This window comes from Pseudactinotalea sp. Z1732 (assembly GCF_049724975.1).
Lineage (GTDB): Bacteria > Actinomycetota > Actinomycetes > Actinomycetales > Beutenbergiaceae > CALKWS01.
Genome location: NZ_JBMPQC010000001.1, coordinates 443,013 through 455,118, shown reverse-complemented (window position 1 = coordinate 455,118; position 12,106 = coordinate 443,013). Strand labels below are relative to the sequence as shown.

Here is a 12,106-nt window from a genome sequence, read left to right as displayed (position 1 = left end):
CCGGTGCGTGCGACGATGGCGGGATGAAATCGCCGGTATCAGATTACTTGGACGAGGTACTGAACGAGTGTGCCGATATCGCCGTCGGGCACGTGGCCGACTACATCCCGCAACTGTCGGAAGTGGATCCGTCGCTGTATGCGTTGGCGGTGTGCACGGTGGACGGGCATCTCTACCACGTGGGCGATGCCGGGACGGAGTTCACGATGCAGTCGATCGCCAAGCCGTTCACCTATGCGTTGGCGTTGCACGACCAGGGCTTGGAGGGGGTCCTGGAGAAGGTGGACGTGGAGCCGAGCGGGGAGGCCTACAACGAGATCTCCCTGGAGCCGGACTCCGGCCGCCCCCGCAACCCGATGATCAATGCCGGAGCGCTGGCCACCTACGCGCTGGTGCACGGCTCCGATGCTGCGCACCGCCGGCAGCGGGTCCTGGACTTCTACAGCGCCGTGGCCGGGCGGGACCTGGAACTGAACGGGGACGTGCTGGACTCCGAACTGAAGACCGCCTTCCGCAACCGGGCCATCGCCTACCTGCTGCGCAATGCCGAGATCATCGGTGGCGACCCCGGTGAGGTGGTCGACGGCTACAGCGCCCAGTGCTCGGTCTCGGTGACCGTGGACGATCTGGCGGTGATGGCCGCGACCCTGGCCAACGGAGGGGTGAACCCCGTGACGCACGCACACGTGGTCGAGCCCGGGGCGGCGCGCCAGACGCTGAGCGTGATGCTCACCTGCGGCATGTACGACTCCGCCGGCGACTGGGTCACCTCGGTGGGCATCCCGGCCAAGAGCGGGGTCTCGGGGGCGATCCTGGGCGTGCTACCGGGCCAGGTGGGCATCGCGGTGTACTCCCCGCCGCTGGACAAGCACGGGAACAGCGTGCGCGGCGTGGTCACCTTCGAACGACTCTCCGCGGACATGGGACTGCACATCATGTCCGGACCCAAGGCCACCTCGGGGGTGATGTCGGAGGCCTACGTGGCCGACCTCGCCGATGGGGCGGGCCAGGTGAGCGTGTATGAGATCCAGGGCGACATCCGCTTTGCCGGGGCGGAACTGATCGCGCGGGAGTTCATCGACAATCCGCCGCAGACGTCCCGGGTGATGATCGACGTGTCCCGGGCCGGGGGGTTCGACGACGTCGCACGCCGGATCGTCCGGGAGGTGCTCCGGCGCCTGATGAGCCAGCAGGACAGGGACGTGTACCTGGTGGACCCGGATGAGTACCTGGGCGCCTACTCCGAGGAGGAACCGGGTGATGGTGCCGACGTGCCGGAGATGCTGGCGGAGGCCGGCGATCTGATCAACGAGTGAACCTCCGGCGATACCGTACGGACGGGTCCCTCAGGACCGCACCATGCGGGCGATCGCGGCGGTGGCCTCAGCCACCTTCTCCTTGCCCTCTTCGGGGGATGAGCGCGCGGCGTCGACCACGCAGTGCTCCATGTGGTCCTCCAGCAGGCCAAGACCCACCGCCTGCAGCGCCCTGGTCACCGCGGAGATCTGGGTCAGCACGTCGATGCAGTACGTGTCGGACTCCACCATCCGGGCGATCCCGCGGACCTGGCCCTCGACCCGGCGCAACCGCCTGAGGTAGGCGTCCTTCTCCGCGTCATACCCGTGCGGGGCCGTGGGTTCGGCTGCGGCGCCTGCGTTCGAGGTCTCGACAGTGTGAGTCATAACGCACATCCCTCCAGGTCAGCGCAATGCGTATACCCCCACAGGGTACCACGCGTGATCCTCGCCACGCCTCCGGCTACGGAAAGGTCACGATCGGTCCACCGGCGGTCTCAATCCGGTATCAGGCCGCTCCGTCCTCGCGGAATGCGCTTAACGTACCGTGCATGTGCCCACCGCTGACGCCGCTACGACGAGTGGTCGTGACGACCCTCGTCACGATGCTGCTGGCGGCGCTGCTGGTCCTGGTGCCGGGTGCGGCGCGGGCATGTGCGTGCGGGGCGTTCGTGAGCGCCGAGGACGCCGAGGTGCAGGTGCAGCGCGAGGTCGCCGCGATCAGTTGGGACGGCCAGACCGAACGGATCGTGATGTCGCTGTCGGCGCTGTCGAACTCGGGTGAGGCCGCGCTGCTGGTGCCAACCCCGGCCCCCGCGCAGGTGGCACTGGCCGAGGAAGGGCTCTTCGAGGCGCTGGAGGAGGTCATCGCCCCGGAGGTGGAGGTGAGTTACTACTGGTGGCCGCGCTCGGATGAGGGCGATGGCAGTCCGACGTCCGGCTCCGACGTGGCGGTGCTGGAGCAGGTGGATCTGGGCCCGGTGGAGGCCAGCGTGCTCAGTGCCTCCGATCCCGACGAACTGGCCCGGTGGCTGGCCGAGCACGAGTACGTCATGGACGACGCTCTCGCCGCCGCGGTGGCACCGTACGTGAGTGAGGGCTGGTACTACGTGGCGGTGCGGATGACGGCGGATCAGAGCCTCTCCGGGCAACTGCCTCCGCTGGACATCACCTTCGACTCCTCCTCGGTGGTCTATCCGATGCGGATGTCCGCCGCAGCAACCACCCCCCAGCACGTGCGCACCTACGTCTTCGCCGACCAGCGCATGACACGCGCCGACGCCAGCGCCCAGAGCACCACCGTGAACCTGCGCTTCGCCGGCTCCCCGGACCCGGCCGCCGTGACCAACGGCACCCTGTCCGAACTGCTCGAGGCCGGACCGTACCTGACCGTGGTGGACCAGTCGTTCTACTCCCCGGGCGCGCAGGTGGTCTCCGACTTCGTGTTCGAGCGCTCCAGCAACGGGGGCGACCACCGGGAGGTGGTGGTCGAGGAGCGGCTGCTGCTCATCGCCGGGCTGCCCGCCGGGCCACTCGCCCTCGGTGCCGGGCTGTTCGTGCTGGTTGTGGGGGGCTTGGGCCTGGTGTGGTGGCGACGACGCTCCGCCAGCCCCGTCCCGCAGCGGGCATCGACCTGCCCTACCGAGACCCCCGCCCCCGTCGAGACCTGACCGGCGGCCCCGTCCGGTCCTGCTGGGTCCGCCTGGCCCTGCTGGGCCCGTGCGGAGCAACTGAGCGCCCGCTCCAGGTGTGCGACAACTGCGCACTCATTCCAGGTGCGCGACCAGTTGCGCGGCCAGACCGGTGTAGGTGGCGGGGGTGAGGTCCAGCAACCGGGACCGGACCTCCTCGGGCAGACCGAGGTCGGCGATGAAGGCCCGCATCGCCCCACCGTCCACCCGCCGACCCCGCGTCAGTTCCTTCAGGCGCTCGTACGGGTCGGCCATGCCCTGGGCACCGGCCACCGAGGCGGCCCGCATCGCCGACTGCACCGCCTCGCCAAGCACCTCCCAGTTGCCGTCCAGGTCCTGCGCCATGGCCTCGGCCGATACGTCCAACCCGGCCAGGCCGCGGCGCACGTTGTCCAGCGCGAGCACCGAGTGCCCCAGCCCCACCCCGATGTTGCGCTGGGTAGTGGAATCGGTCAGGTCCCGCTGCAGCCGGGAGGTGACCAGGGTCGCAGACAGGGTGTCCAACAGCGCGCAAGAGACTTCCAGGTTCGCTTCGGCGTTCTCGAACCGGATCGGGTTCACCTTGTGCGGCATCGTGGAGGATCCGGTGGAGCCCTGGGCGGAGAGGCGCTGGGTGAAGTAGCCCAGCGAGATGTACGTCCAGACGTCGGTGGCCAGGTTGTGCAGGACCCGGTTGAACCGGGCGATGTCGCCATAGAGTTCGGCCTGCCAGTCGTGGCTTTCGATCTGTGTCGTCAGCGGGTTCCAGGTCAGGCCCAGGTGCTCCACGAACGTCTTAGCCACCTGCTCCCAGTCGGTCTGAGGCACCGAGATGACGTGGGCGCCGTAGGTGCCGGTGGCGCCGTTGATCTTGCCCAGGTACTGCGCGGAGTCCACGCGGCGCAGTTGGCGGCGCAACCGGTGGGCCAGCACGGCCAGCTCCTTCCCGAGGGTCACCGGGGTGGCGGCCTGTCCATGGGTGCGGGCCAGCATCGGCACCTCGGCGTGCTCACGGGCCATCTGCGCAAGGTCGTCGGTCACCTGGCGCGCGGCGGGCAGCCACACCGCCCTGATCGCGCTGCGCACGGTGAGGGCATAGGCGAGGTTGTTGATGTCCTCGCTGGTGCAGAAGATGTGCACGATCTCGCTGGTGTCCGGGAGAACCGTCTCCGGTCCCAGGTGCTCCGGGGAGGCGGCCAGGCGCCGCTTGAGGAAGTACTCCACCGCCTTGACATCGTGACGGGTCTCGGCCTCGATGCCGGCCAGCTCGGCGATCTCCGCAGCGCCGAAGCCGGCCGGGATGGCACGCAGGTAGTCCACTTCGGCCGTGCTCAGGCGCGGTGCCCCCGGTAGGGCCCCGACGCTGCTCAGGTGGATCAACCACTCCACCTCCACGTGCACCCTGGCCCGGTTCAGTGCGGCTTCGGACAGGTGGTCCACCAACGGGGCGGCGGCGGCACGGTAGCGTCCGTCCAGGGGTCCGAGGGCGATCGAGGGTTCCAGGTCGGCCAGTCGCACGGAGAAGTCCATGGGACACATCTTCCCAGAGGCGGTGCACGGCGGTGGACCGGCGTGGCGAGGCCGACCACATGGTCGGCCGGCCGGGAGCATGTCCGGGGGCGCGGGCGGCTGGCGCCGGTGGTCGGGGCGTGCCGTCGAGGGTGCACGCCCCGGGTGGAGGAACGGTGCTCGGTGCGCCTCAGGCGTAGGGCTGCGCCGCGGAGACCGCGGCTTCGGCGTACCCACCACCGAACAGCACCGTGTGCACCAGCAGCGGGTTCAACTGGTGCAGCGACACGCGCTCCTGCCACCCCGGGGCCAGGGCCGAGACCTCCTGGTAGCCGGTGAGGACCCGCTCCAGGTGAGCGAGCCCGAACAGGTCCAGCATCGCCAGGTCGGTCTCGGCGTGCCCACCGTGGGCGGTGGGATCGATCAGCACCGCCGACCCGTCGCGGGCATCCCAGAGCACGTTGCCGTTCCACAGGTCCCCGTGCAGGCGGGCGGCACCCTGTACGAGGTCGGGCTGGTCATGGTCGAGGTCACCGGCGACCAGCCGCTCGACGACCCGCTCGATCACCGCCGCACCGTCCGAACCGATCCTGCCCTGCTCCACGGCTCTGCGCAGGAAGGGCAGCACCCGGTGGTGGGCGTAGAACTCACCCCACCCGGTGGCCTCGGCCGGCCCGGGCGCCGGCGGTAGCGGGGCCTGACCCATGTAACCGGGGGTGTCGCCGGGGATGAACCCGAAGTACGGCGCACCCGCGGCATGGGTGCGAGCCAGGTTCGCGCCGAAGTCGGCCGCGGCCTCCGGCGCGGCCGGCCCGGAGTCGATCCGTTCCAACTCCAGCCGGCCCGGGCCCACCGAGACCACCTGCGCCACCCGTACCCCGTCCTCGGCCCGGCCCAGCCACCGGAGCCCGTCGGCCTCGAAACAGGCCGCGTGCGGGGCGGGGAAGCGGGTCTTGGTCCAGGTCACGGTAGCTGGCCGCGCACGTACTCCACCACACCGGGCACAGCGGCGGTGACCGCCTGGTAGGTCAGGGTGAAGTCCCGCTCGTCGCCGTAGTAGGGGTCGGCCAGGTTCAGGTCCGCATCGACGCGGGCCTGCTCATCGAAGCTACGGAACAGGTGCACCCGCTCCGCGGCCTGCTCATCGGGGGCCATCGCGACCAGGTCCCGGTAGTGGCCCACGTCCGCGGCCAGGATCAGATCGGAGTCGGTGAACGCCTCGGCCAGGAACTGGCGGGCGGAGTGCACCGGGAAGGAGTGCCCGGCACCCTCCAGGACTGCGCGGGCACGGTGATCCATGTCATGCCCCAGGTGCCAGTCGCCGGTCCCGGCGGAGCCCACCTGGACGCGATCATCCAACCCGGCTTCGGAGAAGGCTTCGCGCAGGAGGACCTCCGCGATCGGGGAGCGGCAGATGTTTCCCGTGCAGACGACGGTCACGGTGTAGGGCTTGGACATACCCCCATTGTGCTCCTCGGGGCGCCGATGTCGACGCCCCGGGTGGCTCTGCGTGTCCTGCGCCCGGCATCCGCAGGCCCGCATGGGGCGAGCCGGTATCCACAGGGCACGGCGGGCAAGCACGTTCAGATGGTCCGGCGTTCTAGCCTGCCGGCACCGGAGCAGCGAACACCGAGGGGGCAGCCGTGGGAGGTCTGCAGCCGTTACCGTCGGCGACATGGTTGCTGGGCGCGGCCGGGCACCATGCCGAGCAGGCGAGGCTGTTGCTGACGCTCGCCGGCACCGGTGACTGGCGCGGCCATGCCGCCACCGCCTACGCCTACCGGTTGTCCTCGCTGGCGCGAGCGGTGACGGCCCTGGCTGATGAACTCGCCACTGCGGGGTGGTCGGCCGGCGCGCACGAGAATGAGTTGCGCGTCGTCCAGGCGCAGTACGGGCAGGCACGATGACCATCGTGTCTGTCGGCACCGGTGGTGCCGCGTGAGGATCGAGCCGGTGGCCGATGTGCCGTTGTGGGATTCCACGGCCGCGCATGCCAGCGAGCAACTGACGGTGCACGGGGTTCGGGTGCAGGTGGATCCGGGCGAACTGCGCGCCCTGGCACACCAGATCAGCCGCGCGCAGGCCGAACTCGACCAGGCCCTGAACCACGCACGGAGGGCGGGGGCGACCCTGGAGTCCACGATCCCGTACGCGCCGGTGAGTGGGAAGCGCGCGGCGGAGGCGGTGTGGACGGCGCTGGCCCGGCGCCCCGCGCTCAGTTCGGCGCTGACCAGCCTGGCCGGGGATCTGCGTACCGCTGCCCGGGAGTACCTGGACCGTGAGCAGCGGGTGCGCCACTACATCAGCACCTACCAGGTGCCGCACCGGGGTCCGATGTGCCGGTCACCGCGTCCCCTCAGCGTCCGGGGCGCCTTCGGGGACCTGTTCGCCTACCCGGGTCGGGTGCTGGGGGCGATCCAGGGCACCGTGGTGGAGTCGGCGGTGAACCGACGTTGGTCGCCGTCGGGCGCCCAGACCGGGTACCTGTTGCGCGAACTGACCTCCATCTACGACGTCGGCGGTGCACTGCAGGGGGGAAGTTCGATCCAGGTCTTCGCCTCGGTGGTGAACCACGTCACCACCGCCGGGGTGAGCACTCGGGTGGCGAGTCGCAAGGTTGCGCCTCCGCCGATCCGGGCCGGGGCGTCCCCGAACCAGGGTTCGGCACCACGGGCCGGGGAGCATCCACCGCCGACCACTACCGTCACCGGCTTGGTCCGCAACATCGGTGCCCTCTACCCCGAGCGCGGCGCTGAGCCGGGCACCGTGCGCGTGGACCGGCTGGTTGCCCCCGATGGCACCGTGAGCTGGCAGGTGCTCGTTCCGGGCACCCAGTCCCGGCACAGTTTCTGGAACGGGCCCTTTCCCAACGACTGGGCCTCCAACGTGCAGGTCTTCGCGCGGCAGGACTCTGCGGCGAGCGCGGCGGTGATCGCCGCGATGCGCGCCGCCGGGGTCGGGGCAGGTGAGGAGGTGCTGATCGCCGGTCACTCCCAGGGTGGTCTGGTGGCGGCGGACCTGGCGGCCCGCGAGGAGGTGCGCGGAGAGTTCGCGATCTCCTCGGTCCTGACCATCGGCGCCCCGGTGAACCACATCGAGATCCCCGAGGGTGTCGCCGTCCTGCAACTGGAACACACCGACGATCTCGTCACGGGGCCGGACGGTAGGCCCGCTCCCATCACGCCCGAGCGAACCACCGTGACCCGGGACGTCACCGCCGCATCGCCGTGGTACCGGGTAGGGGGTGTCACGCAGAGCCACGACATCCCGGCCTATGCCGAGACGGCGCACCTGGTCGATGCGAGCACCGACCCGGCGGTGCGGAACTGGCGGGCCGCCAGTTCCGGCATGCTCGATCCCCGCACCGAGGTCACCTCGACCTACGTCCAGTCCGTGCGGGTGCCCTGAGTCAACCCGGCTGCCTGCCTGTCTGCGCGGGTGCGCCCACGAACCGCACCGGCCTCAGCGACGCCCGTTGGAGTTTCTCGACCCCGGGATCACCAGGCTCAGGATCAGGGTGATCACCGCGATCAGGAGCGCGCCCAACACGGCCGTACCGAACCCGTCCACGTCCAGGCCCACCCCGACCAGTCCGCTGAGCCAGCTGGTCAGCATCAGCATCAGCGCGTTGACCACCAGGAAGAACAACCCCAGCGTGAGGATGTACAGCGGCAGCGAGATGATCTTCACCAAGGGCTTGACCAGGGTGTTCACCACCGTGAAGATCAGCGCGACCACGGCGACCACGAACAGGGTGTGCTGCCAGGAGCCGTCGCTTTCCACCTCGATCCCGTTGATCCACAGGGAGGCCACCCAGATGGCGAAACCGGAGATGATCAGTCGCAGGATGAAACGCATGGGCCCATTGTGGCACTGCGTGTTGCCGTGAGCACAGCACCTGGGCGAATACACGGCGAGCCGTCCCGCAGCTCGTGCCGGCCTGGCATGCTGGGCCCATGCCGGAGAAACCACCCAGTCCCGTGACTTCGGAGATCGGCGGGGTGCGGCTGCGTGCCGCGCTGGAGGATCTGCCGCACTACGTGCCCGGGGCCGGCGGATCCAACGCCTCGGTCTTCAAGCTCTCCTCCAACGAACTCCCGGGGCACATGCTGCCGGCGGTGACCGCAGCGGTGATCGATGCCGCCGAGGACGCGAACCGGTACCCGCAGATGTACGCCGACCGGCTCACCGAGGCGATCGCGGACCGACACGACCTGATGGTCGATCAGGTGCTGGTGGGGAACGGCTCGGTGGCGCTGATCGAACTCCTGCTGCGATCAATGTGCGCCGACGGCGATCAGGTGGTCTATCCCTGGCGATCCTTCGAGGCCTACCCGATCCTGGTGCAGGTCACCGGGGCCGACGGGGTGCAGGTGCCGCTGCGGGCCGACGGCGGTCATGACCTGGCCGCGATGGCGGAGGCCATCACCGGGCGTACCCGGGTGGTGCTGCTGTGCAGCCCGAACAACCCCACCTCCGCGGCGATGTCACACGCCGACCTGGTCGCCTTCCTGGACCGGGTCCCCAGGAACATCATGGTGATCCTGGATGAGGCCTACGTCGACTTCGTACGCAGTCCCGACCCGATCGACTCCGTCCCGCTGCTGCAGAGGTACAAGAACCTCGTCGTGCTCCGTACGTTCTCGAAAGCCTACGGGCTCGCCGGCTTGCGCGTCGGGTACGCCCTGGCCCGGCGCCGGCTCGTGCGCGCCCTGCGCACCGCGTCCACCCCGTTCGGGGTGAACAGTCTGGCTCAGGTCGCCGCGGTGGCCGCGCTGAACCAGCGCGAGGCCGTCTCGGCCGCGGTGGACGAGATCGTCTCCGAGCGGGACCGGGTCGTCTCGGCGCTGCGGGAGCAGGGCTGGCAGATCCCTGAACCCCAGGGGAACTTCTACTGGTTGCCGGTGGGGGACCGGGCGCTGGCACTGGCTGAGGACGCCGCCGCGTCGGGCGTGATGGTGCGCCCCTTCGCCGGCCACGGGGTCCGGGTCACCGTGGCAGAGGCCGAGGCCAACGACATCGCGCTGTCCGTGGCATCGCGCTGGGTCTCTGCGGCAGTCCGGCGCTGACGCCACACAGACACTCCGGCTGCTGGAGGAAACCTACAAAACGCTGCTACTTGATTGGGGAGGATCGCACAGCAGCAACCTACGGTTGCGTAGCCTACGCTTGCGTAGGTTGCTGAGGCCGGATGCCTGGTGTGACCCACCAACCCCCGGCTGATGTACACCACTCACACCCCGGATGCGCCACACCCAGGCGCCCCGGGGTGTGTGTACAACAGTTAGTCCTCGATCAAGGAGAACCTGTGGTCGCCAGCAGTGAGACCTCTCCGGCACCGGTACCCCATCACACCGAGGACGCCTTCGGCGGCGCCGGCAACCTCGATGCCTCCGCGCACACCGTGCAACTGCTCACCCCAACCGGGGAGCGCGTGTCCGACCACCGCTACGACCCCCTGGTGGAGCACCTCGACACCGACGCGCTCGCCGGCCTGTACCGGGACATGGTGCTGGCGCGGCGCTTCGATGCCGAGGCCACCTCGCTGCAGCGACAGGGCGAACTCGGCCTGTGGCCGCCCTCGCTCGGCCAGGAGGCCGCGCAGATCGGGTCCGGTCGGGCGATGAACCCACGCGATTACGCCTTCCCCTCCTACCGCGAGCACGGGGTGGCCTACACCCGCGGACTGGATCTGACCGAGCTGCTGCACCTGTTCCGGGGCCAGGACCACGGCGGCTGGGATCCGGCCCGGCACAACTTCCACCTCTACACGCTGGTGATCGGCTCGCACACCCTGCACGCCACCGGCTATGCGATGGCGATGCAGCGCGACGGGGACGTGGGCACCGGGGATCCGGACCGCGACCGGGCCGCGGTCGCCTACTTCGGCGACGGCGCGACCTCCCAGGGCGATGTGTACGAGGCGATGGTCTTCGCCGCCGTCAACGATGCCCCGGTGGTGTTCTTCTGCCAGAACAACCAGTGGGCGATCTCCGAGCCGGCCACCCGCCAGTCCACGGTGCCACTGGCCCAGCGGGCCACCGGCGTGGGCATCCCCTCGGTGCGCGTGGACGGTAACGATGTGCTGGCATGCCACGCCGTCACCCTCGAGGCGCTGCGCCGGGCCAGAGCAGGTGGCGGGCCCACGATGATTGAGGCGGTCACCTACCGGATGGGCGCCCACACCACCTCCGACGATCCCACGCGCTACCGCAGCCGCGCCGAGGAGGACCTGTGGCGCAGCCGCGACCCGATCGACCGGCTCCGCCTCCTGCTGGAGGCTGAGGGCATCGGTTCGGACTTCTTCACCGAACTGGACCGGGAGGCCGAGGAACTGGGAGAGCGGTTGCGGGACTACTGCCGATCCCTCGCTCCACCGCCGCCCAGCGCGATGTTCGAGCACGTCTACGCGACCGAGCACCACCTGGTCACCGCCGACCGGGAGTGGTTCGACACCTACCAGGCCGGATTCGAGGAGGGTCAATGAGTACCGGACCCACGTCCCCGCCGGCTGCGGGCACCGAGCAGCTCCCGCTGGCCAGGGCGATCAACCTCGGCCTGCGTCATGCCTTGGAGCGCGACCCGAAGGTGCTGCTGATGGGGGAGGACATCGGCGCCCTGGGCGGGGTGTTCCGGGTGACCGACGGGTTGTTGAAGGACTTCGGCGCCAGCCGGGTGGTCGATACCCCGTTGGCCGAGTCCGGCATCGTGGGGACCGCGATCGGGATGGCGATGGCCGGCTACCGACCGGTGGTCGAGATCCAGTTCGACGGGTTCGTCTTCCCCGCCTTCGACCAGATCACCACCCAGTTGGCCAAGATGTCCTACCGCTCCCGTGGCGCCGTGCAGGTGCCGGTGGTGATCCGGATCCCCTATGGCGGCGGGATCGGGGCGGTGGAACACCACAGCGAATCGCCGGAGGCACTGTTCGCCCACACTCCCGGGCTGCGGGTGATCAGCCCGGCAACGGCCGGGGACGCCTACGCCATGATCCAGGACGCGATCGCCTGCCCCGACCCGGTGATCTTCTTCGAACCCAAGGCACGGTACTGGGAGAAGGGCCCGGTGCGCGTGCGTCCACCGGGCCGGACCGGCCCGGGCGGCCAGGACGTCGGCACCGAGCAGTCCGGCCCGGGCGGCCAGGACCTCGGCACCGAGCAGTCCGGCCCGGGTGCGCACTCCGCGCAGGACGAGCAGCCGCCGTCGGTCTTCGACCCGGGCGCCATCCAGAACGCCACCGTGGTACGCGAGGGCACCGACATCACCCTGGCCGGGTACGGGCCGACGATGCGCACCATCGTGGCCGCCGCCCAGGCGGCGCAGGAGGAGGGCACCAGCGCCGAGGTGATCGATCTGCGCTCGGTCTCCCCACTGGACATCGACACCGTGGCCACAAGTGTGCGCAAGACCGGGCGCCTGGTGGTGGTCCACGAGGCCCCGACCTACTTCGGGGCAGGGGCCGAACTGGCCGCGAGCATCTCGGCCGAGTGCTTCTACCACCTGCAGGCGCCGGTGCTGCGGGTCGGTGGTTTCCACACCCCCTACCCGGTGGCCAACCTCGAGGAGGACTACCTGCCCGACCTCGACCGCGTCATGCACGCCATCGACGACTCCCTGAGCCACTGAACCTGA

At 69.8% G+C, this 12,106-nt stretch carries 12 protein-coding genes; 7 read left to right on the top strand and 5 right to left on the bottom strand.

What is annotated here, in order from left to right:
* Positions 1–23: 23 nt before the first annotated feature.
* Positions 24–1,316, top strand: a complete 1,293-nt coding sequence (gene glsA, locus ACPL7H_RS02145; RefSeq protein ID WP_424795500.1) for a glutaminase A — start codon at positions 24–26, stop codon at positions 1,314–1,316.
* A 30-nt stretch (positions 1,317–1,346) separates the two neighbouring features.
* Here the strand turns inward: glsA and ACPL7H_RS02140 are convergent, their stop codons facing one another.
* The gene (locus ACPL7H_RS02140) at positions 1,347–1,682 is read right to left on the bottom strand and encodes a metal-sensitive transcriptional regulator (RefSeq protein WP_424788758.1); all 336 of its coding nucleotides are present in this window, start codon (positions 1,680–1,682) and stop codon (positions 1,347–1,349) included.
* Between the two features lie 200 nt (positions 1,683–1,882).
* On the opposite strand from ACPL7H_RS02140, the gene ACPL7H_RS02135 reads away from it, so the two are divergent.
* Positions 1,883–2,965 (top strand): DUF2330 domain-containing protein, encoded by a 1,083-nt coding sequence (locus ACPL7H_RS02135; RefSeq protein ID WP_424795499.1) that lies wholly within the window; start codon positions 1,883–1,885, stop codon positions 2,963–2,965.
* Positions 2,966–3,061: 96 nt separating this feature from the next.
* Here ACPL7H_RS02135 and purB read toward each other — a convergent pair whose 3' ends face one another.
* From purB to ACPL7H_RS02120, 3 genes are all read right to left on the bottom strand, one after another.
* Entirely contained in the window at positions 3,062–4,504 is a 1,443-nt protein-coding gene (gene purB / locus ACPL7H_RS02130; protein WP_424795498.1) for an adenylosuccinate lyase, read from the bottom strand.
* 160 nt (positions 4,505–4,664) lie between these two features.
* Entirely contained in the window at positions 4,665–5,441 is a 777-nt protein-coding gene (locus ACPL7H_RS02125; RefSeq protein ID WP_424795497.1) for a fructosamine kinase family protein, read from the bottom strand.
* The gene (locus tag ACPL7H_RS02120) at positions 5,438–5,932 is read right to left on the bottom strand and encodes a low molecular weight protein-tyrosine-phosphatase (RefSeq protein WP_424788754.1); all 495 of its coding nucleotides are present in this window, start codon (positions 5,930–5,932) and stop codon (positions 5,438–5,440) included. Before ACPL7H_RS02120 ends, ACPL7H_RS02125 begins: the two co-directional genes overlap by 4 nt.
* Before the next feature lie 185 nt (positions 5,933–6,117).
* Here ACPL7H_RS02120 and ACPL7H_RS02115 point away from each other — a divergent pair, with 185 nt between their 5' ends.
* Positions 6,118–6,381 carry a hypothetical protein gene (locus tag ACPL7H_RS02115; protein ID WP_424795496.1) on the top strand — a complete coding sequence of 88 codons (264 nt, stop codon included), beginning with the start codon at positions 6,118–6,120 and terminating at the stop codon, positions 6,379–6,381.
* A gap of 31 nt (positions 6,382–6,412) precedes the next feature.
* Positions 6,413–7,882, top strand: coding sequence for a WXG100 family type VII secretion target (locus ACPL7H_RS02110; RefSeq protein WP_424795495.1), 1,470 nt, complete (start codon positions 6,413–6,415; stop codon positions 7,880–7,882).
* A gap of 54 nt (positions 7,883–7,936) precedes the next feature.
* On the opposite strand, the gene ACPL7H_RS02105 is transcribed toward ACPL7H_RS02110, so the two are convergent.
* Positions 7,937–8,332, bottom strand: coding sequence for a phage holin family protein (locus ACPL7H_RS02105; protein ID WP_424795494.1), 396 nt, complete (start codon positions 8,330–8,332; stop codon positions 7,937–7,939).
* Between the two features lie 122 nt (positions 8,333–8,454).
* On the opposite strand from ACPL7H_RS02105, the gene hisC reads away from it, so the two are divergent.
* The 3 genes from hisC (at position 8,455) to ACPL7H_RS02090 (ending at position 12,100) form a co-directional block, all read left to right on the top strand.
* Positions 8,455–9,543, top strand: a complete 1,089-nt coding sequence (gene hisC / locus ACPL7H_RS02100; RefSeq protein WP_424788750.1) for a histidinol-phosphate transaminase — start codon at positions 8,455–8,457, stop codon at positions 9,541–9,543.
* Positions 9,544–9,782: 239 nt separating this feature from the next.
* On the top strand, positions 9,783–10,961 hold the full coding sequence (gene pdhA, locus ACPL7H_RS02095; protein ID WP_424795493.1) for a pyruvate dehydrogenase (acetyl-transferring) E1 component subunit alpha: 1,179 nt from the start codon (positions 9,783–9,785) through the stop codon (positions 10,959–10,961).
* On the top strand, positions 10,958–12,100 hold the full coding sequence (locus ACPL7H_RS02090) for an alpha-ketoacid dehydrogenase subunit beta (RefSeq protein WP_424795492.1): 1,143 nt from the start codon (positions 10,958–10,960) through the stop codon (positions 12,098–12,100). The genes pdhA and ACPL7H_RS02090 overlap by 4 nt, the downstream gene beginning before the upstream one ends.
* The last annotated feature ends 6 nt before the right edge of the window (positions 12,101–12,106 follow it).